Below are 26,636 nucleotides of genomic sequence, written 5' to 3'. Positions count from 1 at the left end.
AAGGCCGCAACCGTCAAGGCCGACCTGAAGCAAGCCTTCGCCGCCGCCGATGCTGCCCTCAAGGCACAGATCGAGGGCACTATAACCCAAACCGCAAAAAACATAAGGGATCAGGTGGGAGCGGCCACCGAAAGCACCCTTGGCATCGTCCGGCTGGCAACAGCGGATGAAATCAAGGCCGGGACGAACACGGAAAAGGCAGTTACGCCTGCGGCGCTGGCCCAGGCATTCCCAGCCCCGGTGGGCAGCGTGATCATGCATGCTGGGCGGACACCGCCGCCATTTTACCTAGTATGCAATGGACAAACATTGTCACGAACAGACTATGCACAACTGTTCGCAGTGATCGGAACCACGTTCGGAAGTGGTGATGGCCGAACAACCTTCTCCCTGCCAGACCTGCGCGGTGAATTCCTGCGCGGATGGGATGGAGGAAGGGGCGTGGATCCGAGGCGGACGTTCGGGTCGTGGCAACGTGGTTCTCAAATGGCATTCGATGACGGAAACGATGTTGTTGTACCTTACCAGCAAAATGGAAATAGCCAGCCTGCATCAGCAACGTGGGATGCGTACGACGGTCACGGCTCTATCGCGCACGGCCTATCAGGCTCCTCCCGCCTTCCTAATCACTACTCGCTAAATGGTCATGGCGGACCATCCTATTTTTGGCATGCCCGCCCCCGCAACGTCGCCCTTCTCCCCTGCATCCGCTTCAGATGAGGTTTATGGTGCCCTACACAGTCTATCGTACAATCAACGACATTTATGTTGGTGAAGCCATTCTTGATGACAGCCACCGCGATCCACTTTCACCCGATAACTGGCTGATCCCCGCCGGGTGTGTCACCGTTCCGCCGCCTGCCCTTGCCGATGGGGAACAAGCCCGCTGGGATCAGGATGCCTGGGTGATTGAGGCCATTCCGAAAGAAGAACCAATAACAATCAATCCCCCCACAGCCGCCATGGTCAAGGGCATAGCTTGGAACCACCTTTTCAGGACCGACTGGTACATTATCCGCCAGATGGAAACCGGCAAAGCTGTCCCTGAGTCAGTGACTGCCCTCCGCGCCGCTATCCGTACCCGGTGCGATAGCCTGGAGGCCACAGACCCCATCCCCGACGATTACTACGCCGATAAATACTGGCCACAGGAACCACCGGGCGGGCATTAACGCGACAGACTCTTACAAGAACACCTGAACACAAGATCCAGCAGGACTGCCTTCCCGTAAGGCGGTCCTTTTTCTTCGTCTGCAACGGAAAAGACAAAACATATTTTTGAAAACTTTATGACGAACTTAAGCCATTTTTCTATATAATAAACAATGTACTGGTCTCTCGTTATGAATGGCAGGAATACCCGTTGTTTAATGCCGGGAACAACAAGATCAGAAACACAGGCAAAGGTGTGTCAGAAAGAGGCAGCCCTGTGCCATATACACGAAACGCTGCATAGCATTTTATTATTTATTGCAAGGAAATCTTACATGTATCCCATAGATTATAACTCTTACCGCTCTGTTGCGGGATTCAATCGTAGGGTCCGTTTTCTGGTCATGCATTATACGGCTGTTGATTTTGCCGCATCAGCACGCGCATTGACCGGCAAAAATGTCAGCGCACACTACCTGGTTCCCGATCCGACCGACCCGACATACAAGGCTGCGGGCTTCAACGATATGCGGATCTTCAATCTGGTGGACGAGCAGGAACGCGCTTGGCACGCCGGGCGCAGCGCATGGGCAGGACGTTCCAATCTGAACGACACTGCCATCGGGATCGAAATCGTCAACCTTGCCAGTGACAACGGCGGACGCTTCACATTCCCGCCCTACAACCCGGAACAGATTGAGGCTGTCAAACAGCTGGCCCTTAATATCCTGGAGCGCTATCCGGATATCACCCCCACCAATGTGATTGGTCATTCCGACATTGCACCAGGACGAAAGAGCGATCCCGGCGCAGCCTTCCCTTGGGAAGCCCTGTATCAAAGCGGCATAGGTGCCTGGCACAACGACGAAACCAAGCAGAAGTACATGGCACAGTTTACGGCAGGGGGAATACCGGACCGGAACAGTGTCATTGGCAAATTCAAGAAATACGGCTACGACACGTCTGAAGCTGGAACAGACAGTGGTTTCCGCAACTTGGTGCGCAGCCTGCAACTGCATTTCCGTCAAAGCAATTATGACGGGGCACTGGATGTTGAAACCGCAGCAATCCTGTACGCTTTGGTCGATAAGTACTTTCCTGCCTAAATAAGGCACTGCCTACAGATAGGGCGGCCCTGATCCGTAAGGACGGGGCCTCTTTTTTTTGTCCAGAAACAACCCATTACAGAACACTATAGACAGAAATGACATACGTTGACAATTCAGAGAAGAAAACAAAACATGGCGTTAACATAATAAAATAATAATAAATACAGTCGATTAACAGTTAACATACAATCACATTAATGGGGGATCATATGTACTTCTACATATAATGGAAGATCGAATGCTCTTTTAACCACCCAACCAAAAGGAAATATCCGGTGAACGAAGGATCTCCGTCGCCCGCAACCAGCGCTGCCTTGGCCCGTAACCTGACTACCGCCCGGAACGAACGAGGCATGACGCTTGGAGGTCTTGCCGAAAGCAGCGGTGTCGCAGATTCCATTCTTTCAGGCATTGAATGGGGCAAACAAACGCCCACGATCGAGCTTGTATCCCGCCTGGCCAATGCACTGGGGGTTTCCTTTGGATGTCTGTTACAGAGTACGGAGCATCCGGTTGCCGTTTCCGAGAACGGGGTTCAGGTCACGCTGATAGATCGCCAGGATACCCCGCGTATTATCGAAACGTACCTTATGGACCTTTGCCCTTCTGCAACACGTTATGCCGGCGGGCATCCAGATGGGGTGGAAGAGCATATAACCGTGCTGAGCGGTGTTCTAACCGCTGGCCCACGGGAGTCCCCTTCACGCCTGATCCCGGGCCAGAGTCTCCGCTTCCGCGCTGATGGCCCCCACATATACCGCTCCGGAAGCAATGCGGTACGGGCCTCGGTTACCGTTATCTATCCGGAACATAAACACGATGCTCCGACCGTTTTTGATGTCAGCCTGCCATGGCCGGATAACGGTGAGGACTGGCGCATTGTCGTCAAGTTGCTTGAACGGGCCCATATCGAGGTACAGAACGGCGTGGACATGCGGCGGATCCTCTTTACCGGGTGCCCGCTCGATCAGGATGATGCCATCGAAAATCTGGAACAATACGTTCTTGAACACAGAAGAAAGAAGGGAAGCCTTGCCTTGCAGGTTCATGTCCTGCAACACCCTCTTCCGGGGCTATGCGTATTATGGCGGGGGAAACGGTTGAGCCCCCTCGACAAGGACAGCAGCCACACGGCATGGGACACGGCATACCGTCTGGCACAGATGGCAGCAGACAACACCACCTCCCCTCACCTTGATCCTATAACAAGAGCAGAGTTGATGCAGATTGCAGGAACAGGTCCAACCCTGCACGCAGCCCTGGCGGCAGAGGCAATGACTCTGCACGACCTTCCCTCAACCCCATGCGGTATTTCGTGCAAGGATCCGGCTATTCGGTCAAGACCACGGACAGGGCGCGGCATCTTGTTTGAGGATCGAATTGATGTTGATGCATACGAAGCCTACGAACTGGTCCACCCCGCTTATGCCCGTCAGGTTCTGGCACTGGCCGGCGCTCTCCGGGCCGCAGGAGTTTCTCCACGCGCCCGTCTTCTGGATATAGGAACTGGCCCGGGCCTGCCTTTGGAGATGCTTCTACAGCTGATACCAGATCTACAGGTTACAGCTCTTGATCCCAGCGAAACTGCTTTCCGGCACCTGCAAAAGCGCTTCTCGGGTCATTCCGGCGTTACCATGTTACAATGCGGCATTGACAGCTTTGAGAATACAGGGCCTGTCTTTGACGCTGCTATATCTGTGGGCGCGTCACACCATCTGGATACAGCCCTGTTCTTCCGCGCAACAGCCGATACCCTGGCCGAGGGTGCATCGTTTGTTGTAAGCGACGAAATGATAGCCCCGTTCAGAACGGTTGAGGAGCGACAGCTCAATCTGGTTGCGCATCACCTTTACTATATTGCTGACACGCTGGTCCCAATTCCGTACGCTCTTCTGTCTCCGGAAGAAGGTGAGGTTGTCCGTGCATTCCGCCGGCACGTACCAGTTTGCTTGTCCTTGGCAACTGCGCGGCTGTCCGGTGCTTTATCGTATGTACGGGATCTTTTCAGAATCGTGGACAAAATAGCCCTTCCGGAACCGGTCAGTCACCCGCTTATGGCTTTCTATCGCTTCCACATTCTGGAACTGCAGGCTCTGGTCGCAGGCCTTGACTACGAAGTTGAACAAAAAACATACGCACAACGCCTTGTCGCACTTGCTGACGCAGAAGGTCTCAGCTGTGTTCATCATCAACGGCTGTACAAAACACAGGGGAACGGAGAATGGGACGCAGGAACACATCTCTTCACATTCCGCAAGCAATGACGGGATATGATCACACCTGGGTGCGTGGAGGGCGGGCATCTCTTCCTGTTGTGGTTGGCTACCTGCCGGTTGCCATGGCTTTTGGTACGGCAGGAACAGCTGCAGGGATTGAACCCGTTGTCACAACCTGCATCTCTGTACTTGTTTTTGCAGGCGCGAGTCAGTTCCTGATTCTCGCTGCCCTGACATCGGATGCATCCATTACACTTGTCATTGCACTTTGCACCGCCCTCAATGCCCGTCACCTTCTATATGGGTCCATACTGGCGCCCAGAATACCTGCCAGTCACCGAACTCATATGCTGCTGGCTTTCGGCCTGACCGATGAAGTCTTTGCCACAGCTATGAACGGTTCACATCGTGTAGATGCTGAACTGCGCAGTCGATGGCTTGCAGGACTGACATTGGGATCTTATGTCGCATGGGTTGGTGGAACGGCTGCGGGGGCTTGTCTGGGGGCTGCGCTTGAGTCCTTGGCCCCGCCGGTGGCAGAGGCAATGAGCTTTGCTCTTCCCGCTTTGTTTCTGGCTATTACAGTTTTGAATGTATCGCGAAATTCCGCAGGCCCGATGATGATATCAGCCGTAATCGCTGGTACAGCCGCTTGGCTGGATTATACAGCAGCAGGAATACTCTTGGGTACAGGGGCAGGTGCGTTAAGCACCTGGGTAAGAAAATGAGCTGGACAAACAATCAGCTATGGCTTGCTATCGCCATCATTGCAGTCCTAACATACGGCAGCAGGGCATTGCCCTTTGTATGGCGCAACATTTCGATCTTGCAGCCGACATCCCCTCTCGGACGGCGCTTGCCTGTTCTTGGATCTGTCCTGCTGGCCGCCCTAGCTGCTGTTACCATTACACCCGCCTTCCAGAATACGATTGACGGAGAACGGCACTGGATTTTTGTCTTCAGCATGGTCGTAACCTTAGCAACTGTCCTGCGATGGCGTGAGGCTGGACTGGCTGTTCTTGCAGGTGTACTTGCATTTCTTGCGTGCTTGACGGTTCCTATGCATGGAGAAGCCCTATACAGCTTGTTGCCCTGAATAAGGATCTCGCATGAGACTAATGAACGCATACGTAGAGATGTTGAGGTCATGAACATCGCGCGAATACACGTGGATTCTATGCGGGACGTACACGGCATGACTGTACCACTCACGAAAAACAGAACCATCATATAGCGATGATACATAAAGCATAAAATTTATAGCTGTACATATAATTTTAAGAGGCGTAGAGTCGCCAAACCTCATTTTACCTGTATCAAGAACAGGGAAAAGAGCATCCTGTCATTAATGGAGGAGAAAATGACACAGAGGTATCTTCCAACAGCAGCTAAAATTGATGCCACAGCTTATAGCGAATACGAAGCACAGGCAGCATTTGATATCGAAAACCGCATTGTTCTGGATGGCTCTGACATAGAGTCTGATGACTATCTATATGAAATCTTCGGCTATCCGGATGATATAAATGAAGCGGCAGACACCGTACTTGTCGGCACCGCAGAGTTCTCAGGCGCTGATGTGTGCTGGCCTATTGATATACGATAATATAGTACACTCAGGAAATCATTCGCAGGGCACAGCAACACCCTTGTGGGGCGCAATCATGGATGCTGCTGTGTCCTGTTCTTGAGTAGAGGCATCAGGGGAACAATCACTCACGCTCGTCAAGCGCATAACCGGCCGATCGCACCGTACGGATCAGATTCATTCCATTCCCCTTGTCCAATGCCTTGCGCAAGCGTCGAATATGAACGTCTACTGTCCTGACCTCGACATGAATATCTTGCCCCCATATCCGGTTCAGAAGCTCTTCACGCGAGAATACACATCCTGGATTCTCCATCAGGAAGCGCAACAAACGAAATTCAGTTGGCCCCAAATGAACAGGTTGTCCTGATCGTTCCACCCGCAGTGAGACAAGGTCCATCATCACATCACCATACGACAAGGTATCACGGCTGCGAGCCGGTTGTGCCCGCCGTAAAAGCGCTTTGGTCCGTGCCAGAAGCTCGGGCACAGAGAATGGCTTGGTCAGATAATCATCAGCTCCCGTATCAAGACCACGTATCTTGTCGGCTTCTTCCCCACGGGCCGTAATCATGATAACCGGAATATGTGCTGTTTCCGGGCGACGGCGCAAACGACGACACACTTCCAGACCCGATAGTCCAGGCAACATCCAGTCCAGAAGGACAAGATCAGGCAGACCGGCACGAATAGCCGTCACAGCCTGTTCCCCGTCATAGGATTCGTCAACGGCATATCCTTCCTTCTCAAGATTGTAGCGCAGCATGGTCACAAGAGAAGGTTCATCCTCGACAATCATAATCCGGAACTTCATTGCCCTATGTGTCCCGGGAAGAACCAGAAGACTGAACCGGGGCTATAAATTCACCAGTCTGATCGCCCTTGGGCCGTGCCATGGGCAACACGCGCCCCACAGTCAGGAAATGCACAGTTTCGGCAATGTTCGTCGCATGGTCCCCGATCCGTTCTATGTTCTTGGCGACAAACATAAGGTGCGTACACGCCGTTATATTGCGGGGATCCTCCATCATCAGAGACACCAGTTCCCGGAACATGCTGGTATGAAGCTCGTCAACCTCCTGATCCCGGTGCCATACGCCCAAGGCTTTATCGACATCCCGCTCGACATAGGCGTCAAGAACTTCCTTGATAATTTCCTGCACCAGACGCCCCATCAGGGGAATAGAGGCCAAGGCCGGAACAGGCGGCAATTGGTTGATGACCAGAACTCGCTTGGCAACATTGGCTGCATAATCCCCAATCCGCTCCAGGTCGGCTGAGATTTTCAGGGCGCTGACAATGGCCCTCAGGTCATCGGCCATGGGCTGGCGCAGTGCCAGGATACGAACCGCAAGCGCGTGGATATCCTGCTCCAGGGCATCAATACGATGATCTGCAACAATAATACCTGTCGCTGCCGGAGAATCTCGCCGGACAAGAGCCTGAACCGCCGCCGTAAGCTGCGCCTCGGCCATCCCACCCATCCGCAAAATAATATCGGATAATTGGTTCAGTTCGTCTTCAAAAGAGCGAACTGTGTGCATCTCGGTACCGGACATAGCTGTTTCCCCGCACTGTGGATACCGTGGTCTATCAACCAAAGCGGCCTGTAATATAACCTTGCGTCAACTTGTGTACCGGATTGGTAAAGACCTGTTCGGTATCGTTGCATTCAACCAAGGTACCCAGATGAAAGAAGGCCGTTCGCTGTGACACACGGGCTGCCTGCTGCATGGAATGGGTCACAATAACGATGGTAAAGTTCTCACGCAGCTCATCGATCAATTCCTCAATCTTCGCTGTCGCAATGGGATCCAGGGCCGAACATGGCTCATCCATAAGGATCACTTCAGGACTGACAGCAATAGCACGGGCAATACACAGGCGCTGCTGTTGCCCCCCCGACAACCCGGTTCCTGGTGAATCAAGGCGATCCTTGACTTCATTCAGCAGACCCGCACGCTCCAGACTGGCAAGCACAATTCCATCCAGTTCGTCGCGCGTTCCCGCCAAACCATGAATGCGCGGACCATAGGCTACGTTCTCATATATTGATTTCGGAAAGGGGTTAGGCTTCTGGAACACCATGCCGACACGGGCCCGCAGCTGCACAACATCAACACGACGATCATAGACATCTTCACCGTCAAGGGTAATCAAACCCGAGACCCGACACCCGTCAATCGTATCATTCATCCTGTTCAGGGTCCGCAGGAATGTTGATTTTCCGCAGCCCGAAGGGCCAATAAAAGCCGTGACCTCGTTTTCACGGATGTCAAGGCTCACCCCATTGATGGCATGCTTGTCTCCGTAAAAAACATGAGCATCACGGGCCGCAACCTTGGCCACCTCCCCCTCCAAGGCCAAGGGAGAACCTGATGTTATATGGTTTTCAATCATGTCAGCCATAACCTACCAACGTCTTTCAAATTTCTTGCGCAGCAAAACCGCAGCTGCATTCATGACAATCAAGAAGCCAAGCAAAACGATAATAGCTGCAGATGTCCGCTCTACAAATGCCCGTTCGGGGCTGTCGGCCCAAAGATAGATCTGAACAGGCAGAACTGTGGACGGATCCGTGATCCAGCCCGGAACATCGGCCACAAAGGCCACCATCCCGATCATCAAAAGAGGCGCTGTCTCACCCAATGCCTGTGCCATCCCGATAATGGTACCAGTCAGCATGCCCGGCATAGCCAAAGGCAAGACATGATGGAAGATCATCTGCAATTTTGACGCCCCCATCCCCAGCGCCGCCTCTCGAATAGAGGGCGGAACAGACTTCAGAGCTGTACGCGCTGCAATAATGATGGTGGGCAAGGTCATCAGCGTCAGAACCAGACCCCCTGCCAAGGGAGCTGAACGCGGCAGACCGAAAACCTGAAGAAATACAGCAAGCCCCAACAAGCCGAACACGATAGAAGGAACAGCGGCCAGATTGTTGATGTTCACCTCAATCAAGTCTGTCCAGCGATTACGCGGAGCAAACTCTTCAAGATAAATCGCCGTACCAACCCCGACAGGAAAGCTGAGAGCCAACGTCACCGCAAGGGTCAGAAGGGAGCCAATCAAGGCACCCCGAATCCCCGCCAGTTCCGGTTGCCTGCTGTCACCGGCCGTGAAAAGCGTCTGATTGAAAACCCGCGCGATACGGCCCGTATTCGACAAGTGATCAAACCAAGCTATTTCCTGATCACTAACCCGGCGGGCACTTTCAGGAATATCACGGGCGATGTTGCCTTTGGCCAGCATATCCATATCAGCAGAGGCCAGAACATCAACGCGCACCGTCTTCCCGATCAGCAGCGGATCTGCCAGAACCATATCACGAAGCTGGTAAGCTGCACCGGTTGAGACAAGCGAATACAACTCACGTCGGTCACGGCGGGCCTGAACATCCGGGAAAAGATCCCGCAAAGCGGTCTTGACCAAGGCGTCATAATCCGCGTCAGACAAAGCCGCGATATCAAGGGCCCCATCCGGATCAATCACAGGTGCATCAAACGTAATGTCCAAGGATATCCTGGTTTGCTGGAAGGCCCCGAGACCAGATCCCAAGATACTGGAAAACAGGACCCCCAACATGACCAATGACACGGCAACGGCCATCAAGCCACAAAGGCGGAAACGCATCTCAGCAGCATAGCGACGACGCAGGCCAGCATTGACAACATCGGCAATGCGGTGTTGTGGCAGCCTGCGCCCCATGGAAACACCCTGATCAGGTACAGTGTTGGACATACTCATCTACTCGTACTGTTCCCGGTACTTGCGTACCACGTGAAGGGCAACAACATTCAGGGCAAGGGTCATGACAAACAGGACCAGTCCAAGAGCAAAGGCCGCAAGGGTCTTGGGACTGTCAAACTCCTGATCACCGACCAGAAGTGTCACAATCTGCACCGTCACGGTCGTCACGGCCTCGAAAGGATTGGCCGTCAGATTGGCAGACAGACCCGCAGCCATCACAACAATCATGGTTTCACCAATGGCGCGGGATACAGCCAGCAGAATTCCGCCGACAATACCGGGCAATGCTGCCGGCAACAACACGCGCCGGATGGTTTCCGAACGTGTCGCTCCCAAACCATAAGACCCCTCGCGCATGGCACGTGGCACGGCTGTAATCACGTCATCCGAAAGCGAGGACACAAAGGGGACGATCATGATTCCCATCACGATCCCGGCAGCCAAGGCACTTTCCGATGAAATGGTCAGGCCGATGTCCTGCCCGATCCCACGAAAAAGAGGCGCAACAGTCAACGCTGCAAAAAATCCGTACACAACCGTGGGAATGCCTGCCAAGATTTCCAAGACGGGCTTGACCACACCACGAACGCGAGCTGGTGCATACTCCGACATATAAATGGCAGCCATCAAACCCACAGGGACCGCCACCAACATTGCGATCAATGAAATCAGCAAAGTGCCGGCAAACAGAGGAACAGCGCCAAAGCTTCCCGATGAACCGGCCTGATCCGCACGCATGGCGGTCTGAGGACTCCACTCCAGCCCAAAGAGAAAATCAACAGGGTCCACATGGCCAAAAAACCGCCAGCTCTCAACCAAAAGTGACAGGACAATACCCACCGTGGTCAGGATCGCAATGACCGAACAACCAATCATAAAAGCCTTTACGGCATTCTCAACGCGATTGCGCGCACGGAACAGGGGCGTAACCCATCTGAGCGCAAGAAAGCCGCTGATAACCCCTGTGGCAAGCGAGACCAGAATAACCAGTGCAAAGCTTATCTGCTTGAGGAAAGCATAACGCAGGGCTGCGGACTGAATCTCGGGGACAGGCGAGAACGCAGAAGCACCTGAGACAATATTGCGAATATCATTCAAGACCAGACTCACGCGGGCCGGATCGGGGCCACTGGCACCGGCCAAGATATCCGGCGACATTTCCGCCAGAACAAGGCTGGTTACGACCTTGTCTTCCGCAAAGAACCACGCGAGAAGCAAGAGCAGTGCGGGGATACCAACCCATAACGCCACATAAAGACCATAGTACACAGGCAGACTGTGTAGTCTGCGGGTTTCCCCACTGACCAGGCGAAGGGAACGTCGGCGCCCAAGCCAGAAACTGCTCAAGGACAGCAGGAAGATAATGAGAACCAGTATGAATATTTGCATGGAAGCCTTGTTTGCCGTTTGCGGGCACATTGACCGATAGCCCCGAAGGTCTACTCTCTGCCACAGAGTATCACCGGGAACAAGTGAACATACCCGCAAACGGCTTTCGCCTTGTTACTTTCAGAAACTGCTGATGTCGAGCTTGGTCAAAGACATAACCGAGGCAGCCCAGCGTGCGCGCTCTACATCAGGCATCGGAACCAGTCCCTTGTCACTCAGATACCCTTCAGGGCCCCATGCCTTCTCGGATGTAAACTCCTTGAGAAAAGCCTCGATCCCGGGAATGGTGCCGACGTGAGCCTTCTTCACATAGAACTGAAGAGGACGGCTGACCGGATAAGTACCAGACGCAATATTTTCAAACGTTGGTATCTGGCCATCAATCCGGGCACCCTGTACCTTGTCCCCATTCTCTTCCAGGAACGAATACCCGAAAATACCAAAGGCATCTGGATTAGCTCCCAGCTTCTGGACAATCAAGTTATCATTCTCCCCGGCCTCGATATAGGCACCATCCTCACGCAGCGCCTGACAAGCCGCTTTGACATCACGACCAGCTGCCTTCAGGGCGTGGGTTTCTGGTAGCTTCTCGCATGCCACATCCATGACGAGCTCAACGAAAGCATCCCTGGTCCCCGATGTTGGCGGTGGCCCCAGAACCTCTATGGGTTTTGCAGGAAGGGCAGGATCAATATCAGACCACATCTTGTACGGATTGGCGACCCAAGCTCCCTTGACCGGAACATCCCGCGCCAAGGCAAGAAACAGCTGTTCACGGGTTGCGGACAAAGGGGCGGAAGCCTTGGAGTTGGCCAGTACAATGCCATCATAGCCAATCTTGACCTCGACAATGTCTGTAACGCCATTACGGGCACAGGCATCTATCTCGGATCGCTTGATCCGGCGCGAGGAATTGGTGATATCAGGATGCGATGGGCCAAGCCCCGCACAAAACAACTTGAAACCACCACCGGACCCCGTCGCCTCTATGATCGGTGTTTTGAAATGGCTCCTTTTGCCAAAGTTTTCGGCCACAACCGTCGAAAAGGGATAAACCGTGGATGATCCGACAATGCGGATCTGGTCGCGAGCAAAAGCTGTACCGGACAAGGTTGTCAAGGCTACAGCCGCAGCAACCAGAGCACGTTTTCCAGAACTCACAGGAGCCTCCTGAAATACACCCAAAACGCAAGGCCCGGTATCAGCAACAGCCTGTTTTTATTGGTCTCACCGGACCTGCCCCACTATAGCGCCTGTCCGCGTCATATTCATGACAGGATCATGACAGTTTTGTTAAAGATTATTTAACTATTTAATATCAATGAATTAACATGAATATCCGGGCCGTGGGGAACGCCGGGGCATTTCACAGCTGTACAAAAACAATGTACTTTCTCGCAAATAGCACTTGATTCTGCCGCAGGGTTGGTCATGGTGCGCATCATGACTGACTTACCGAAAAATCGCTCTGTTGCCTTGGCCGTGTTCCAAGCTGTCCTGAGAGACAGCCGTCCCCTTGATGAACAGGCCGATGCGCTCAGCCAGGCTCTTGAATCAAGAGACCGGGCCTTTGTCCGCATGCTTGTTGCCACAACATTGCGGCGCCTGGGGCAGATTGACCTTGTCATCAATCAGTGCCTGGACAAACCCATGCCGTCCAAACTAGCTACGGTACGGGATGTACTCCGCTTGGGGGCAGCTCAGCTTCTGTTTCTGGAGACCCCGGTCCACGCCGTGGTGGATACATCGGTCGAGCTGGTCAAACGCGGGCGTTTCGCGCCTTATGCCGGCCTGACAAATGCAGTCCTACGCCGCATATCCAGAGATGGGTCCCGTATTTCAGACTCTGTCGACGCTCCACGCTTCAATACACCCAAGTGGCTCTGGCAGAATTGGAGCAAGACATGGGGAGAAGAAACAGCCCGCCAGATTGGGCTTGCACACCTGTCTGAAGCTCCCTTGGATATTACACTCCGTCCGGACCAGGATCAGGCCGTATGGGCAGAGCGACTGGAGGCGACCGTTCTGCCGTTTGGTACCCTGAGGCGTACCATGGGTGGCAATGTTGCTGACCTGCCAGGCTTCAATGAAGGCCAATGGTGGATACAGGATGCAGCCGCCTCGCTGCCCGCCCGTTTACTGGGTGATGTCCGTGACAAGACAATCATTGATCTCTGCGCTGCACCGGGTGGAAAGACCATGCAGTTGGCTTCTGCCGGGGCTACAGTCACCGCGGTTGACCGATCAGCACGCCGTCTTCGTCGGGTTGCCAGTAACCTGGAACGACTGGGATTGAGCGCAACGCTTGTCGATGCGGATGCAACCCAATGGAAGCCGGAAACACTGGTTGATGGTGTATTGCTGGATGCCCCCTGCTCGGCAACCGGCACCATCCGCCGTCATCCGGATGTTGCCCGCCATAAGCGGCCTGATGATGTGCAGAACTTGGTCGCAACGCAAACAGAATTGCTGCGTGCTGCGGTTGACATGGTTCGCCCCGGGGGGCTTGTTGTATACTGCACATGCTCCCTGCAAAAAGCTGAAGGGGAAGAGCGTGTCGCGCATGCCCTGTCAGCGGGCCTACCTGTAGAGGGTGTCCCCGTTACCGCCCAAGAGATAGGAGGGTTAAGCGCCCTGATCACGCCGGAAGGCTGGTTGCGAACCATGCCTTTCCACAACAGTGAGAACGGCGGAATGGACGGATTCTTTGCGGCACGGCTGAGAAAACTGGAAGCCTGAAATCCTCATAACAGCACTTACAGGACAATACGACCGTCCTTCATCGAGATTGTCCTGTGTGCCCGTTGTGCCTGCCGTTCATCGTGTGTGACCATCACGACTGTCTTGCCGCTGGCGACTATGCCCTGCAGCATATCGAGAATTTGTTCGCCATTCTGACTGTCGAGATTTCCGGTTGGCTCGTCAGCCAGAATAATGGAAGGGTCCCCCACAAGGGCTCGTGCAATGGCAGCTCTTTGCTGCTGTCCACCCGACAACTGGGCCGGGTAATGTTTGGCGCGGGCCTCCAGCCCCACAGCTTTCAGTACATCCAGACTGCGCTTGCGGCGTTCTGCCTTCCCGACACCCCGATAGACCAACCCCAGTTCCACATTCCGTTCGATACTGAGGTGCGGGATCAGGTTGAATGCCTGAAATACAAACCCGATGTGTTTCCGGCGCAGTTCCGTCAGCAGGCTGTCACGTTCTTTGCTGATCGTCGTGTTCCCGAACTGGATCATCCCCTCACTCGGGGTATTCAGAAGCCCGAGAATGCTGAGCAAGGTCGATTTTCCCGAGCCTGAAGGCCCCATAATCGAAACAAACTCACCACCTGCAATATCCAGGTTCACATTTGTCAGGGCCCGGGTTTCCATCTCCGACGTCCGATAGGTCTTTCCGACGTTTTTCAATCGTATCATGCTGCTGCTTCCTAGTTCAGGGTCAGGTTCCGGTAGTCGCCAAAACCTTGATAACTTGATGTTATGATGCGCTCTCCCTCTGCAAGCCCCTCAAGCACTTCCACGGCATCAACCGTCCGGCGGCCAACCTTGATATCCCTGCGGGTGGCCGTGGATCCGTCGACAACAAAGACCCAGTTGCCTCCGGTTGTTTCCCAGAAGGCTCCAAGGGGAATTGTCAAAATGCTGTCGTTATGCCGCGCCAGCTCCAGTCGGCCGGTCATCGCCTGCCCCAAGCCCCATAAAGAAACGTCTCTAAATAAAGCACAGCACTTAGTTACCGTATTATCAAAAAATGGCAGTGCTGTGGCGAGCACAGATACCTCCACCCACAACAGACTTGCCCCACCACAAAACAGGTGGAATCCTTCACAAGAGAAATGCCTTACCCGCCAACAATACGTGGAACAAGAACCGATGACTTCCTTGCAGGATTCCCTGTTCCAATCTGTTGTCACCGCGTTGGAGAAACAGCGACACCAGGAAGCCCTGCAATACCTGACAACGTTGATAGACAAGGAGCCACGGCACATAGAGGGGCGACGCCTTTTCGGCCTGCTCCTGTCCGGGTCAGGGCAACAGGAACAAGCACTCCCTTGGTTGGTAGGTGCAGCGCAGGATGCCCCAACCCATCCTGTCTTGGGATACGAAGCCGGCGAGCTTCTGCTGACGCTCCAGAAGCCGGAACAGGCCATATCCATGCTGGAAACATACCTGCAACACCACCCAGAGAATGCTGCCGCTCATTTTTCACTGGCCATGGCTTTGCGCAAGACCGGACAAACAGATGCTGCCATCACACACTACAATCATGTCCTGGCCCTGGATCCCGGCAGTGGTCATGCCTGGTTCAACATTGGCAATATCCATCACGAGGAAGGACACAAGGAAGACGCCATCAAAGCCTGGGAAGAGGCACTCCATGCTGCCCATCCATGTCAGGAGGCACTCTTCCACCTGTGTCTGGGGCTGATTGACGTGGGACGGATACAGGAAGCATCCTCCTTGCGCGGTACAATCAGCATACTGATGCCTGATCATCCCCTGTGCGAGCGCCTTGATGCCGAGCTTGCAGCAACACATGGTGACACGGTCGGAGCCATTGCTCATCTACGCCTCTATCTTCAAAAAGCGCCGGATACGCCGGAGGCTCTGATGCGGCTTGCCCGGCTGGAAGCAAAGGAAGGCAACCTTGACGGCGCCCGTGCGCAGGCCAAAACACTGATCAGAAAAGTGGGCGAGACGTGGCAGACGTGCGCGTTGACAGGTGAAATCGAGGCACACTTCGGCCATACCACACAGGCTAGGCTGGCATGGAAACGTGCAGCAGAGCTGCGACCCCTTGACTGGCAACTGTGGAGCAATGCCCTGTTCCTCAGTCTGCATGACAACAAAACAAGCCCCGAAGATGTGTTCCAAGATCACCGTAATTTTGGACAGTTCTGGGAACGGCAGATCACGCCCCTCCCCCACCACATGGCAGCAGGTCCCAAAAAGCGTCTGCGTATCGGGTATGTTTCACCTGATTTCTGCCACCATGCCATCAGCTTGTTCGTAGAACCGCTCTTTATACGACATGATCGCTCAAAGTTTGAAATTGTTGGGTTCCACATTCCACGCCGGAGTGATGAGACAACCCAACGACTGAGAAAGATGACGGACCAGTGGTACACTCTGCCACAAGACCCTGAAAAAGCTGCACGTTTGATACAAAGGCACAATATTGATATTTTGGTGGATCTTGCGGGTCATACTGCGGGTAACATACTGCCACTGTTTGCTTGGAAGCCGGCACCCCTGCAAGTCAGCATGATCGGTTATCCCGGAACAACCGGACTAACCCGGGTTGACAGCCGTCCTCTCTACGGCAATCCCCCCAAAAGGACCGACGAGCAGAAATACAGCGTGGAACGTCTGTGGGATCAAGCAGGACCATCCGAAATTAATGCACCAAAAGAGTGCTGGTGCCCGAGCCCCCTTCCTATGCTGCAACGGGGGTGGCCACTGTTTGGCTCCGTCAACAAATATCTGAAGGTTGATTCTGAAACCCGGCGCTTGTGGGGACGCATCCTTGATGCATGTCCAACGGCACGCTTAACCGTCATTGCTCCAGGAGCAGACAACCCGGAAACACGGAAAGTCATTCTGCACGACTTCGCTGCCGATAGCTGTCCTGTTGATCGGATAGACCTGCGCGAGGAAATGCCCCTAAAAGATTGGATTACATTCTGTCGAGGCATCGATGTTGTTCTCGACCCCCTGCACTATCGCGGCGGTACAACAATCAAACTTCTCATGGCAATGGGGATCAAGATTGTGCACCTGTATGAAGGTGATAATACAGAAGAATACAATAATCCTATCCATGCCAAAGATCTGGATGATTATGTCAGACTGGCCTGTGGGCTGGTATCGGATCCAGAAAAGCTAGCAAGGCAAAGATTGTACGATCAAGAGTGTGAAAAACGACATGGAGATGAATTACAGCGACTCTTTCTTTGGATCATAGAAACAGAATTCCTCAGAAGCTGGGAGCAATACCTCCGTACAGCTCCCAGCAACGTCTGAAGCTAATTCACAAGGCAGGCTCAGGCACGCCCGTCAAAACGGAATATACCCGCCCCCTCTTCCGCGCCACCAGCCAACTGTCTGAAGGGTGCAAACAGTTCACGCCCGGTACCAAAACGCTGATCCACAGGGGCAGATGGAATTGAGCGGGCATGCAGAAGAGATGGCTCAACCTTAAGCTCCAGAACACCGGCTACCGCATCCAGCCGAATGATATCGCCATCCTGGACATATCCGATCATACCTGAGTCCAGCGCTTCGGGCGTTACGTGAATGGCGGCCGGAACTTTGCCCGATGCCCCGGACATACGCCCGTCGGTTACCAGCGCAACCTTGTATCCAAGGTCCTGAAGAACCCCCAGCGGCGGGGTCAGCTTGTGCAACTCGGGCATGCCATTGGCCTTGGGCCCCTGAAAACGGACAACGCACACAACATCACGGTTCAACTCACCAGCCTGGAATGCTTGTAGCATCGCCTCCTGGGAATCAAAAACACGGCATGGAGCCTCAACAACACGGTTCTCAGGCTTGACAGCCGATGTCTTGATAACAGCGCGTCCCAAATTCCCCGACAGTACTTTCAATCCCCCATCCGGGGCAAAGGGACGCCCAACTGTTGTTAACACAGCCGGATCAGCGCTGTCACGGGCAAGATCCACATAAGCCAGAGCACCATCCCGGAGTGCAGGAGTCCGCGTATAGCGCTCAAGACCAGTGCCGGCAACCGTCATGACATCCCCATACAGCATCCCATTTTGAAGTAGCTCCCGGATCAAGAACGCCATTCCACCTGCCTCATGGAAGGCATTCACATCTGCCTCTCCATTCGGATAAACCTTGGCCAGAAGAGGAATAATGGCAGACAGGTCGGAAAAATCCTGCCAGTCCAGAATAAGCCCGGCAGCACGGGCCATAGCAACAAGATGCAGGGTGTGGTTTGTAGATCCACCTGTCGCAAGCAGACCAATCAGGGCATTGGTGATAACTCTCTCGTCGATTATTTCGCCAATCGGAGCCGTTTCCTCACCACGGGCCATAGCAGTTACGCGCCGTCCGGCCTCTTCCGTCAGGGCATGTCGCAGCGCTGTTCCCGGGGCAACAAACGAAGCACCAGGTAAATGCAGGCCCATAATCTCCATCAGCATCTGATTTGAGTTGGCCGTGCCATAGAACGTACAGGTCCCCGGTGCATGATAAGCAGCCATTTCCGCAGCCAGCAGTTCATCGCGCCCGACGCGGCCCGAAGCAAACTCCTGCCTGACCTTGGCTTTTTCTGCATTGGAAATGCCGGAAGGCATAGGACCTGCCGGTACAAAAATCATTGGCAGATGGCCAAAGCACAAAGCACCGGTTACCAGTCCGGGCACAATCTTGTCACAAACCCCAAGCAACAAGGCACCGTCAAACATATCATGCGACAATGCCACCGCCGTGGCCATGGCAATGACATCCCGACTGAACAAGGAGAGTTCCATACCCGCCCGCCCTTGGGTAATCCCGTCACACATTGCGGGAACCCCACCGGCAACCTGGGCGAACCCACCGGCTGACGCAACAGCCGCACGCAGAATCTGCGGATAGGTCTCAAAGGGTTGATGGGCAGACAGCATATCGTTGTATGACGTCACGATGCCGATACCCGGAGCCTCTGGTGCCATCAGAACCTGCTTCTGATGGGACTCGCAAGCCGCAACGCCATGGGCAAAGTTGCTGCAGCCAAGCTCCATGCGTCCGGGACGGGAAACACCCCGGGCGGCACGCAGGCGCTGCAAATAAGCACGGCGAGTTTCCCGACTGCGTTCGGCAATACGCCGGGTAACAGAAGCAATACCAGGATGGATAGTCATAACGTCCTCTGAAGCAACACCAGAACCATATGTGTCAAGGACACCAAAGGACCGTCAACGGACAACGCACACTGGCCTGCAGGGCACCAATCGGCAAGGAAGCTGACGGACCACCCGCCTCCATATCTTCCCACAGGCGCCGTTTGGTTTCCCCTGTTGCAAGCACAACAACAGAACGGGCATTCACCAGACGCCCGAGCGTGAGCGAGATCCGCTCCGGACCACCAAGAATACCCATTGCAGGGACGCAAAACTGGCCTGCGGCGATGCCTTCAGCCGGATGTGGCCATGTCGGCTCACCGGGGAAGAGAGACGCAATATGACCATCTTCTCCCATACCCAAGACAACCATATCAAAGGCATCATCAAAAGCCCCAAGGGCACGGTCTACCGATGCAATGCCCTCAGCTGGGGAGCTTTCCCCGGTATAAAGAGGAACCAGGTGTGCACACCGGGCAGACGCTTTCAGGAAACTGCGACGGACCATGGCCTCGTTGCTGCCGGCATCATCAAGACCGACCCAACGCTCGTCTGTCAACGTGACAGACACACGATCCCATGGCAAAACGGCCGTAGCAAGGCACGACAGGAACTGTGCCGGCGTACGCCCCCCAGGCACAACCAAAGAAGCCCGGCCACGGGCCGAAACAGCATCGATCAGCGCATCAGCCACCAACGAAGCCGCTGATTCAGCCAATGACATTGCGTCCGGAAAAACAGCCAAAGCTGAAGTCATGGTGTTGCTCATCGGTGCATCTCCGCATCGTCATGCCAAGATCTTAGATCGCGTTCAATCATTGCAACAGACGCAGAAGGCCCCCACGTGCCTGCTGCATAAGGGCGGGGAACCATATCATGGCGGGCCCAGCCATCGAGAATGGGCTCGATCCATTGCCAGGCTGCTTCAACCTCGTCACGCCGCATGAACAGGGTAGGGTTGCCACGCACAACGTCCAGAAGCAAACGCTCGTAAGCATCCGGTGTTCTCTGCTTGAAGACATCGGAATAACTCAGGTTCAGCGGCGTCTCGCGGAACCGCATTCCACCCGGCCCCGGCTCCTTGGTCATCATGTGCAGCTTGATCCCCTCATTGGGTTGCACCCGCACAACAAGACGGTTCGGTTGCAGATCACGCCCGGCTGCTCCTGGGAATATCGAATGCGGAACAGGACGAAACTGTATGACAATTTCGGACGTCTTCACGGCCAACCGCTTTCCGGTACGAAGATAGAAGGGCATCCCCCCCCAACGCCAGTTGTGAACCTCGGCCTTCAGGCTCACAAAGGTTTCTGTCCGGCTTTCAACATCCACACCCGGTTCTTCCAGATACCCTGGTACCGCAACACCGCCAATTGCACCTGCCGCATACTGACCACGAATGGTGCGGGCCAAAACATCCTTGCCCTCAATCGGGGCCAGTGCACGCAAAACCTTGAGCTTCTCGTCACGCACAGCCTCATCGCTCATCCGGGCCGGCGGATCCATGGCAACCAGACAGAGGACTTGCAGCAAATGGTTCTGCACCATATCACGCAGAGCCCCTGCCCGCTCATAATACCCGCTGCGCCCCTCCAGCCCGACAGTTTCGGCAACCGTGATCTGGACATGATCGATAAAACGGCTGTTCCAGAGAGGCTCGAACAAGGCATTTGCAAAGCGCAGGGCCAAAAGGTTCTGGACTGCCTCCTTGCCCAGATAATGATCAATACGGAAAATCGCCCGCTCGTCGAAAACAGCCCCGACATCATGATTGATGGCAAGGGCGGATTCGAGATCGCGGCCAATCGGCTTCTCAAGCACCACGCGGGAATCCTGGGTTACAAGCCCTGCCCGGTGGAGATTCCGGCAGACAGGCCCAAAAAGGTCCGGCGATGTGGCCAGATAAAAAACCCGAATGTTGTTGGTGCTGTCGGCCAGCAATGATACCAGCCCTGCCCAACCAGTCTCACCGGCCGCATCAAGCTCTACATACGCAATCCGCTCCAGAAAAGAAACAACCGCTGCATGATCAAGATCTGCCTCGGGCAAATAGCGCTGCAGGGCCTCAGACACACGGGCACGATAGGACTCGGTTGACAGGGCTGACCGTGCCGATGCCACAATCCGGCTCTCAGAGTCAATCAGGCCATTGAGATGGCAATAGTAGAGCGACGGCAGGAGCTTGCGGAATGTCAGGTCCCCCGTACCACCAACAACAACATAGTCAAAACCGGGAACTGTCGGTTTGCGCAATGTCTGACCAAAGCCAGACCGCGAACTGGCCATATCGGAAGAAACGTCTGCGTTAGGGGGGCAGATTGAACCTGTTTTTGCCATATTCCTGCATCCTGCGTACATCCAGCACCATGGGCAGGACCTGATCCTGCCCGGCCCTGCCGGGGGTGAATGTAGGATTACTGCGCGACAAGAGCAAAAGAAATTGTCTCAACGCATGCTGTCAGGGTGAAGAACCAACGCCTTGCCACAACCAGACTGGCTGTGTAAACAGGCACTCAGGCTATCGTCATACCCTGCCCCCACCTGAATACCAAGGATCCGACCGTGACAATACCCGCACAGAACATGGCTGCCAAACTGATCCCGGCCAGCGAGATCATCGCCCAATTGTCAAGCTTCGGCGTTGTACCCGTTATCCGGACCAGCACACCGGATCTTGCCATGACCGCTGTTGAATGGCTGCGCGAGGCCGGGATCAGGACATTCGAAATAACCATGACAACGCCGAATGCTATTTCCGTGATCCGAAAGCTGTCTGTGGCATACCCCGACCTTTTGATTGGAGCCGGTACAGTGGTCTCGGCCGCCGCTGCACATGACGTGATTACAGCGGGCGCCCGGTATGTCGTGTCACCCTGGGTCGTACCCGAGGTGGGAACTGTATGTAGCGAACACGGAATTGCCTGCCTGATGGGCACCCTGACCCCAACCGAAGTGGCAAGTGCACTGTCAGCAGGGGCTACGGCTATCAAGATCTTTCCAGCCTCCAGCGTTGGTCCGGCCCACCTCAAGGCCTTGCGTTCTGTCTTCCCCGGCGTCCCCATGATGCCAACCGGCGGTATCGATGCCAACAGCATCGGCGAATGGATCAAGGCAGGTGCAATATGTGTTGGAGCCGGGGGCAAGCTGGTTGACGAAACCTTGGTACGCAAGGGAGATCGCGAGGCCGTCATGCAGGCTGCAAGACAGATCATGGCTGCGTGCGAGCACGCCCGAAGTGAGTTGGCCCGCTGAACCTAAGGGAAACGCCTGATACCATTTTTCTTGACTCGGCTGGCCAGCTCGAAGAGCACCATGCCGACCAGCATCGCCAGCACAAATAAAAGAGCATCTGTAAATCCGTAGCCTGCCAAGACAAGGGCCGGACCGGGACATATTCCGGCCAAGCCCCATCCAGCACCGAATATAAGGCTTCCAACAACAAGAGGGACATCAACAGCCCGTTTTGTCGGCAGGTAGAGGGCACAGCCGGCCACTCCGCCCCCCCTACGCTCGATAAAACGGAAAGCAGGCCATGATACCGCAATGGCTCCAACCATCACCAAGGCCAGCGATGGGTCCCAATTCCGGGAAATATCAAGAAAGCCCTGTACCTTGGCGGGGTTAGCCATGCCTGATAGAAGAAGCCCGAGCCCGAAGAGTATGCCCGACAGACAGGGCGCGAGGTAAGCCATACCTCATCCCCCTCGTCCGATAGGATTCAGGAGAAAAACAATGGCCATACCCGCTCCTATGAAACAGGCTGTGGCCACCACAGAGCGAATAGAGCAGCGAGCCAGACCACAGACACCATGACCACTGGTACAGCCAGACCCAAGGCGCGATCCAAGACCAACCGTAAGGCCGGCGAGAAGAACAAGAAAAAGATTTTGTGAGGAAAACCGGGGATCAGGAGAATATCCAGATAAATCGGCTGCTAGGGCAGAAAACACAAGCCCTGCAACAAAGGCTGTTCTCCAGCCCAAGTCTCCCCGACGGGGAGGCAGAAGTCCGCCAATAATGCCGCTGATACCGGCAATGCGACCACTGAAAAGCAACAATACAGAGGCGCCAAGCCCAATTAGGACCCCACCCATCAAAGACTCCCACGGCGTGAAATGCTCCCAGTCCACAGCCAGCTCCCCCAAGAATCTTTCCTGGACTCTGGCTTACCCCTATTATGCGATATCGCATAATTGTACGGTCAGGCCAGAATTACCCCCATGATTATCATCACATCATCCATCACTCTTGATGAAGATGAAATACAAGAAACATTCATACGGGCAACAGGACCGGGTGGACAGAACGTCAACAAAGTAGAAACAGCGGTCCAGCTGCGTTTTGATATTGCCCACTCAACATCCCTGCCCGATTACGTGAAGAGCAGACTCCTGGGCATGGCTGACCAGCGGCTGACCAGTCGCGGCGAACTGGTTATTACGGCACAACGTTACAGAACCAGGGAAAGAAACAGGGCCGATGCCCTGCACCGCCTGATAGAACTTATTCGCGCCGCTTCTGTTCGACGCGCAATCCGGCGCCCCACAAAACCGTCACGGGCGTCTCAAGAGCGACGGTTGAACCACAAGACAAAACATGCCAACACCAAGAAATTGCGAGAGCGCATTGTGCCCTGAAGCATCGGGACACCGCACTAGGCTTCCTTGATTTCTCTTGTACCTCTAGCGACTGGAGACTGCATAACAGGTTGAAACAAACTTTCTTGTTACCAAGGATACTGCCATGTCTCCCATATCGTCTTCCAGAGCAGACCTGAAAATCATGCGGTTACGCGTAGGAGGCATGGACTGCCCGGGTTGCGCGGGAGAACTGGAACGGACCCTGACACGTATTCCGTATGTTGAAGACGTAAAGGTCAGCTTCAGCAACAGCTCTGTTACCATTGCATGCTGGGAGGGCAAAGGCCCGTCCCTGTCAGACATTGAGGCCGAAATACGCAATCTCGGGATGTTTGTCACGCCACAGGAACCTAGCACGGAGCCAACGTCATACAGCTGGAAAAACAACAGGAACGTTCACCTTGTGGCTATAACCAGCGCACTGGTCGGAACCGCTGCCCTTGTGGGAACGATCGTCCCTGAACTGGCAGACAGAGCATGGACAATTGCGGCCGCACTCAGCCTCCTGCCCTTTGTTCGCCAAGCCTTCTCCCTTGCCGGGGCAGGCAATCCCTTCTCGGTTCAAATGCTGATGACTGTCGCTGCAACCGGTGCCCTTGTTATTGGTGCTGCCAGCGAAGCTGCAACCGTTGTGTTCCTGTTCTCGATTGGCGAGCTTCTGGAAGGACTGGCCGCAGACAGGGCAAGACGCAGCATCCGTGATCTGGTGGCCCTGATACCGCAGACTGCCATCGTAGAAGAAGATGGCTCGCACAAGATCATTCAGGCCCACAGCCTTGTGCCGGGACAAATCGTCTTGGTCCGGACAGGTGACCGCGTTCCTGCAGATGGAATCATGTCCGACGAAGGGTCACTTTTTGACCAATCTCCCATTACCGGGGAATCTATTCCTGTTATCCGTAAGCATAATGCAGATGTTTATGCTGGCAGCATTAATGTCGGAAACCCTGTCCGTATACGGGTCGAGAAAACCGCACAGGACACAACGATTGCCCGGATCGTCCAGCTGGTGGAGGAAGCACGCAGCACCAAGGCTCCGTTTGCACGCCTTATTGATCGTTTCTCGGCACGCTACACACCAGCGGCCATGCTGCTGGCAGGCATTGTTATCACAATTCCGCCGCTTGCCTTTGGAGAAAGCTGGGAGACATGGATCTATCGTGGCCTATCCCTGCTGTTGATTGCCTGCCCCTGCGCCTTGGTCCTTTCAACACCAGCCGCTGTTGCTGCCGGCATATCAACAGCCGCACGGCAGGGGCTCCTGCTCAAGGGAGGCGCTGTTCTGGAAGCCATCGGCAAAACCCGTACGGTCGCCTTTGACAAGACAGGAACCCTGACCTCCGGTACACCACAGATCACAGATGTGGTTCCTGTACAAGAAAGCAAGGAAAGCATTCTGCGCTTGGCCGCATCCCTTGAAACCGGGTCTTCTCATCCGCTGGCTTCGGCCATCATCAAACAAGCAAAAGAAGAAAACCTGACCATACCGCAAAGCCGGAATATATCCGTGTTCCCCGGACACGGCGTACAGGGCAACATTGAAGGACGGTGCCTGACCATTGGATCAGCCCATATGCCCTTGGAAGAAAAAAGGATACCCTCAAGCATTATGGATCAGGTTGCAGCACTGGAAGACCAAGGGAAAACAGTTGCCATCCTTTATGGAGAGCAATCTGTCCTTGGGCTGATTGCTGCACGCGACGAGCTGCGCCCTGATGCCGCATCAGCCATCAAATCATTAAAAGATGCCGGCATCCATGTTGTCATGCTCACAGGGGATAGCCACAAGACAGCATCGGTCATTGCCAAGGAACTGGAGATCGAAGCAAAGGCTAACCTTCTTCCTGAAGACAAGCTAAAAACAATACGGGAGCTGGAAAGGATTGGTCCGGTTACCATGGTCGGCGACGGGATCAATGATGCACCGGCCTTGGCTGTTGCCTCGGTTGGTGTTGCCATGGGAAGCGGAACCGATGTTGCACTGGAGACGGCCGATGCAGCTCTGCTGGGAAATCGTGTTGGCGGTATCGTTGATCTCGTGACTCTCTCAAAGGCAACCATACGCAATATCTGGCAGAACATTGCCCTTGCCCTTGGCCTGAAGACTCTCTTCCTGGCCGGGGCAGTGACCGGCACGACCACGTTATGGATGGCCGTCTTTGCCGATACCGGCGCAACCATCTTGGTAACATTGAATGCACTGCGTCTGCTTGAATTTCAACCAATCCGGAATGGCAGCCAAGGGGCCGGCGAGAACCAACCCCATTCCCATCATCACCACAAACAGAACCAGGTAGCTTCTGTCTGAAAGACAGGTTAACGTGGAATGGGGTGGATCATGATCCAGGGGACGCCGCATGTTCAGAAAATTATGTTCAGCCATACTGGGGCTGTTTCTGGGAAGCGGAAACGCCGTGGCCGGGCAGGGCAGCGCTTGGGATTATACCTTCACTTCGATTGACGGAACCCCGATGCCATTGCAGTCCTATGCGGGCCGTGTTGTTCTTGTTGTCAACACGGCATCCCGCTGCGGATTCACACCCCAATACGAAGGCCTGGAGAAAATCTGGAATACGTACAAGGACCGTGGCAAAGGATTGGTGGTCATTGGCGTGCCATCCAATGATTTCGGGGAACAGGAACCGGGCAGTAACCCTGAAATCAAGACCTTCTGTGAAACAACCTTTAACGTCTCGTTTCCACTGACAGAACGCAACGTTGTCAGCGGCGACAATGCCCATCCGTTCTATCAATGGGCCGCGCAACAAACCGGAGCAGCGGGAATCCCGCGCTGGAATTTCCATAAATATCTGATTGGTCCGGACGGACGCCTGCTGGACTGGTTTTTGCCAACCACAAAACCGGATGATCCCAAAATTACCGGCGCCATAGAAATGGCCTTGGACAACGCAGATCGAAATTAAAGCACCACGCGGGAGC

The 26,636-nt window shown here is 54.5% G+C and carries 26 protein-coding genes; 13 read left to right on the top strand and 13 right to left on the bottom strand.

What is annotated here, in order from left to right:
* The 7 genes from HEQ72_RS10025 to HEQ72_RS09995 all read left to right on the top strand — a co-directional run.
* Window positions 1-720: phage tail protein (locus HEQ72_RS10025; protein WP_322099512.1), on the top strand; the 720-nt coding region annotated here is incomplete at its 5' end.
* Complete coding sequence (locus tag HEQ72_RS10020; RefSeq protein WP_168084788.1) at window positions 717-1,172, top strand: hypothetical protein; 456 nt, start codon at window positions 717-719, stop codon at window positions 1,170-1,172. The genes HEQ72_RS10025 and HEQ72_RS10020, both read left to right, overlap by 4 nt.
* Window positions 1,173-1,487: 315 nt before the next feature.
* On the top strand, window positions 1,488-2,258 hold the full coding sequence (locus HEQ72_RS10015) for an N-acetylmuramoyl-L-alanine amidase (RefSeq protein WP_168021240.1): 771 nt from the start codon (window positions 1,488-1,490) through the stop codon (window positions 2,256-2,258).
* A 278-nt stretch (window positions 2,259-2,536) separates the two neighbouring features.
* Entirely contained in the window at window positions 2,537-4,525 is a 1,989-nt protein-coding gene (locus HEQ72_RS10010; protein WP_168023262.1) for a helix-turn-helix domain-containing protein, read from the top strand.
* Window positions 4,483-5,205, top strand: coding sequence for an AzlC family ABC transporter permease (locus tag HEQ72_RS10005; RefSeq protein WP_168023261.1), 723 nt, complete (start codon window positions 4,483-4,485; stop codon window positions 5,203-5,205). The genes HEQ72_RS10010 and HEQ72_RS10005 overlap by 43 nt, the downstream gene beginning before the upstream one ends.
* On the top strand, window positions 5,202-5,573 hold the full coding sequence (locus HEQ72_RS10000) for an AzlD domain-containing protein (RefSeq protein WP_168021235.1): 372 nt from the start codon (window positions 5,202-5,204) through the stop codon (window positions 5,571-5,573). The genes HEQ72_RS10005 and HEQ72_RS10000 overlap by 4 nt, the downstream gene beginning before the upstream one ends.
* Window positions 5,574-5,825: 252 nt before the next feature.
* Window positions 5,826-6,083 (top strand): hypothetical protein, encoded by a 258-nt coding sequence (locus HEQ72_RS09995; RefSeq protein ID WP_168023260.1) that lies wholly within the window; start codon window positions 5,826-5,828, stop codon window positions 6,081-6,083.
* Between the two features lie 106 nt (window positions 6,084-6,189).
* On the opposite strand, the gene phoB is transcribed toward HEQ72_RS09995, so the two are convergent.
* From phoB to HEQ72_RS09965, 6 genes are all read right to left on the bottom strand, one after another.
* A complete protein-coding gene (gene phoB / locus HEQ72_RS09990; protein ID WP_168023259.1) occupies window positions 6,190-6,879 on the bottom strand; it encodes a phosphate regulon transcriptional regulator PhoB in 690 nt (229 codons plus the stop codon).
* A gap of 4 nt (window positions 6,880-6,883) precedes the next feature.
* Window positions 6,884-7,624, bottom strand: coding sequence for a phosphate signaling complex protein PhoU (phoU, locus tag HEQ72_RS09985; RefSeq protein WP_168023258.1), 741 nt, complete (start codon window positions 7,622-7,624; stop codon window positions 6,884-6,886).
* Window positions 7,625-7,658: 34 nt separating this feature from the next.
* Complete coding sequence (pstB, locus tag HEQ72_RS09980; protein WP_245183252.1) at window positions 7,659-8,465, bottom strand: phosphate ABC transporter ATP-binding protein PstB; 807 nt, start codon at window positions 8,463-8,465, stop codon at window positions 7,659-7,661.
* 12 nt (window positions 8,466-8,477) lie between these two features.
* Window positions 8,478-9,812: a phosphate ABC transporter permease PstA gene (gene pstA, locus HEQ72_RS09975; RefSeq protein ID WP_168021230.1), complete on the bottom strand. Its 1,335-nt coding sequence runs from the start codon at window positions 9,810-9,812 to the stop codon at window positions 8,478-8,480.
* Complete coding sequence (gene pstC, locus HEQ72_RS09970; protein ID WP_168021229.1) at window positions 9,813-11,204, bottom strand: phosphate ABC transporter permease subunit PstC; 1,392 nt, start codon at window positions 11,202-11,204, stop codon at window positions 9,813-9,815.
* 120 nt (window positions 11,205-11,324) lie between these two features.
* Entirely contained in the window at window positions 11,325-12,365 is a 1,041-nt protein-coding gene (locus HEQ72_RS09965) for a PstS family phosphate ABC transporter substrate-binding protein (RefSeq protein WP_168021227.1), read from the bottom strand.
* Between the two features lie 282 nt (window positions 12,366-12,647).
* Between HEQ72_RS09965 and HEQ72_RS09960 the strand changes: the two genes are divergently transcribed.
* The gene (locus HEQ72_RS09960) at window positions 12,648-13,943 is read left to right on the top strand and encodes an RsmB/NOP family class I SAM-dependent RNA methyltransferase (protein ID WP_168023257.1); all 1,296 of its coding nucleotides are present in this window, start codon (window positions 12,648-12,650) and stop codon (window positions 13,941-13,943) included.
* A 17-nt stretch (window positions 13,944-13,960) separates the two neighbouring features.
* On the opposite strand, the gene HEQ72_RS09955 is transcribed toward HEQ72_RS09960, so the two are convergent.
* Both HEQ72_RS09955 and HEQ72_RS09950 read right to left on the bottom strand, forming a co-directional pair.
* The gene (locus tag HEQ72_RS09955) at window positions 13,961-14,623 is read right to left on the bottom strand and encodes an ABC transporter ATP-binding protein (protein ID WP_168021223.1); all 663 of its coding nucleotides are present in this window, start codon (window positions 14,621-14,623) and stop codon (window positions 13,961-13,963) included.
* Window positions 14,624-14,634: 11 nt separating this feature from the next.
* A complete protein-coding gene (locus HEQ72_RS09950; RefSeq protein WP_168021221.1) occupies window positions 14,635-14,886 on the bottom strand; it encodes a hypothetical protein in 252 nt (83 codons plus the stop codon).
* A 193-nt stretch (window positions 14,887-15,079) separates the two neighbouring features.
* On the opposite strand from HEQ72_RS09950, the gene HEQ72_RS09945 reads away from it, so the two are divergent.
* On the top strand, window positions 15,080-17,230 hold the full coding sequence (locus HEQ72_RS09945) for a tetratricopeptide repeat protein (protein ID WP_168021219.1): 2,151 nt from the start codon (window positions 15,080-15,082) through the stop codon (window positions 17,228-17,230).
* Window positions 17,231-17,250: 20 nt separating this feature from the next.
* Here HEQ72_RS09945 and edd read toward each other — a convergent pair whose 3' ends face one another.
* The 3 genes from edd to zwf are packed head-to-tail and all read right to left on the bottom strand — an operon-like array spanning window position 17,251 to window position 21,342.
* Window positions 17,251-19,071: a phosphogluconate dehydratase gene (edd, locus tag HEQ72_RS09940; protein ID WP_416046656.1), complete on the bottom strand. Its 1,821-nt coding sequence runs from the start codon at window positions 19,069-19,071 to the stop codon at window positions 17,251-17,253.
* 40 nt (window positions 19,072-19,111) lie between these two features.
* Window positions 19,112-19,825, bottom strand: a complete 714-nt coding sequence (gene pgl / locus HEQ72_RS09935; protein ID WP_168021217.1) for a 6-phosphogluconolactonase — start codon at window positions 19,823-19,825, stop codon at window positions 19,112-19,114.
* Window positions 19,822-21,342, bottom strand: a complete 1,521-nt coding sequence (gene zwf / locus HEQ72_RS09930; RefSeq protein WP_168023267.1) for a glucose-6-phosphate dehydrogenase — start codon at window positions 21,340-21,342, stop codon at window positions 19,822-19,824. Before zwf ends, pgl begins: the two co-directional genes overlap by 4 nt.
* 276 nt (window positions 21,343-21,618) lie before the next feature.
* Between zwf and HEQ72_RS09925 the strand changes: the two genes are divergently transcribed.
* Entirely contained in the window at window positions 21,619-22,308 is a 690-nt protein-coding gene (locus HEQ72_RS09925) for a bifunctional 4-hydroxy-2-oxoglutarate aldolase/2-dehydro-3-deoxy-phosphogluconate aldolase (protein ID WP_322099511.1), read from the top strand.
* Between the two features lie 2 nt (window positions 22,309-22,310).
* Here HEQ72_RS09925 and HEQ72_RS09920 read toward each other — a convergent pair whose 3' ends face one another.
* Entirely contained in the window at window positions 22,311-22,748 is a 438-nt protein-coding gene (locus tag HEQ72_RS09920) for a DUF6691 family protein (RefSeq protein WP_168023255.1), read from the bottom strand.
* 3 nt (window positions 22,749-22,751) lie between these two features.
* Window positions 22,752-23,201: a YeeE/YedE family protein gene (locus tag HEQ72_RS09915; RefSeq protein WP_272487542.1), complete on the bottom strand. Its 450-nt coding sequence runs from the start codon at window positions 23,199-23,201 to the stop codon at window positions 22,752-22,754.
* Window positions 23,202-23,276: 75 nt separating this feature from the next.
* On the opposite strand from HEQ72_RS09915, the gene arfB reads away from it, so the two are divergent.
* The 3 genes from arfB (at window position 23,277) to HEQ72_RS09900 (ending at window position 26,620) form a co-directional block, all read left to right on the top strand.
* On the top strand, window positions 23,277-23,693 hold the full coding sequence (gene arfB, locus HEQ72_RS09910; protein ID WP_168023254.1) for an alternative ribosome rescue aminoacyl-tRNA hydrolase ArfB: 417 nt from the start codon (window positions 23,277-23,279) through the stop codon (window positions 23,691-23,693).
* Window positions 23,694-23,799: 106 nt separating this feature from the next.
* Window positions 23,800-26,004 carry a heavy metal translocating P-type ATPase gene (locus HEQ72_RS09905; RefSeq protein WP_245184305.1) on the top strand — a complete coding sequence of 735 codons (2,205 nt, stop codon included), beginning with the start codon at window positions 23,800-23,802 and terminating at the stop codon, window positions 26,002-26,004.
* 49 nt (window positions 26,005-26,053) lie between these two features.
* Window positions 26,054-26,620 (top strand): glutathione peroxidase, encoded by a 567-nt coding sequence (locus tag HEQ72_RS09900; protein WP_168021214.1) that lies wholly within the window; start codon window positions 26,054-26,056, stop codon window positions 26,618-26,620.
* Window positions 26,621-26,636 lie beyond the last annotated feature (16 nt).

The organism is Haematospirillum sp. 15-248 (assembly GCF_012102665.1).
Lineage (GTDB): Bacteria > Pseudomonadota > Alphaproteobacteria > Rhodospirillales > Rhodospirillaceae > Haematospirillum.
This window is presented reverse-complemented; position numbering and strand designations above follow the sequence as displayed.

What these genes read in the sequence shown, in the direction of transcription:
- phoB (WP_168023259.1), bottom strand. Translation starts at nt 6,879, where the DNA reads ATGAAGTTCCGGATTATGATTGTCGAGGATGAACCTTCTCTTGTGACC.
- HEQ72_RS09900 (WP_168021214.1), top strand. Translation starts at nt 26,054, where the DNA reads ATGTTCAGAAAATTATGTTCAGCCATACTGGGGCTGTTTCTGGGAAGC.
- HEQ72_RS09995 (WP_168023260.1), top strand. Translation starts at nt 5,826, where the DNA reads ATGGAGGAGAAAATGACACAGAGGTATCTTCCAACAGCAGCTAAAATT.
- HEQ72_RS10005 (WP_168023261.1), top strand. Translation starts at nt 4,483, where the DNA reads ATGGGACGCAGGAACACATCTCTTCACATTCCGCAAGCAATGACGGGA.
- pstC (WP_168021229.1), bottom strand. Translation starts at nt 11,204, where the DNA reads ATGCAAATATTCATACTGGTTCTCATTATCTTCCTGCTGTCCTTGAGC.
- HEQ72_RS10015 (WP_168021240.1), top strand. Translation starts at nt 1,488, where the DNA reads ATGTATCCCATAGATTATAACTCTTACCGCTCTGTTGCGGGATTCAAT.
- HEQ72_RS09960 (WP_168023257.1), top strand. Translation starts at nt 12,648, where the DNA reads ATGACTGACTTACCGAAAAATCGCTCTGTTGCCTTGGCCGTGTTCCAA.
- pgl (WP_168021217.1), bottom strand. Translation starts at nt 19,825, where the DNA reads ATGAGCAACACCATGACTTCAGCTTTGGCTGTTTTTCCGGACGCAATG.
- HEQ72_RS09945 (WP_168021219.1), top strand. Translation starts at nt 15,080, where the DNA reads ATGACTTCCTTGCAGGATTCCCTGTTCCAATCTGTTGTCACCGCGTTG.
- HEQ72_RS10000 (WP_168021235.1), top strand. Translation starts at nt 5,202, where the DNA reads ATGAGCTGGACAAACAATCAGCTATGGCTTGCTATCGCCATCATTGCA.
- HEQ72_RS09920 (WP_168023255.1), bottom strand. Translation starts at nt 22,748, where the DNA reads ATGGCTTACCTCGCGCCCTGTCTGTCGGGCATACTCTTCGGGCTCGGG.
- pstB (WP_245183252.1), bottom strand. Translation starts at nt 8,465, where the DNA reads ATGATTGAAAACCATATAACATCAGGTTCTCCCTTGGCCTTGGAGGGG.
- HEQ72_RS09905 (WP_245184305.1), top strand. Translation starts at nt 23,800, where the DNA reads ATGTCTCCCATATCGTCTTCCAGAGCAGACCTGAAAATCATGCGGTTA.
- arfB (WP_168023254.1), top strand. Translation starts at nt 23,277, where the DNA reads ATGATTATCATCACATCATCCATCACTCTTGATGAAGATGAAATACAA.
- pstA (WP_168021230.1), bottom strand. Translation starts at nt 9,812, where the DNA reads ATGAGTATGTCCAACACTGTACCTGATCAGGGTGTTTCCATGGGGCGC.
- HEQ72_RS09950 (WP_168021221.1), bottom strand. Translation starts at nt 14,886, where the DNA reads ATGACCGGCCGACTGGAGCTGGCGCGGCATAACGACAGCATTTTGACA.
- phoU (WP_168023258.1), bottom strand. Translation starts at nt 7,624, where the DNA reads ATGTCCGGTACCGAGATGCACACAGTTCGCTCTTTTGAAGACGAACTG.
- HEQ72_RS10020 (WP_168084788.1), top strand. Translation starts at nt 717, where the DNA reads ATGAGGTTTATGGTGCCCTACACAGTCTATCGTACAATCAACGACATT.
- zwf (WP_168023267.1), bottom strand. Translation starts at nt 21,342, where the DNA reads ATGGCCAGTTCGCGGTCTGGCTTTGGTCAGACATTGCGCAAACCGACA.
- HEQ72_RS09955 (WP_168021223.1), bottom strand. Translation starts at nt 14,623, where the DNA reads ATGATACGATTGAAAAACGTCGGAAAGACCTATCGGACGTCGGAGATG.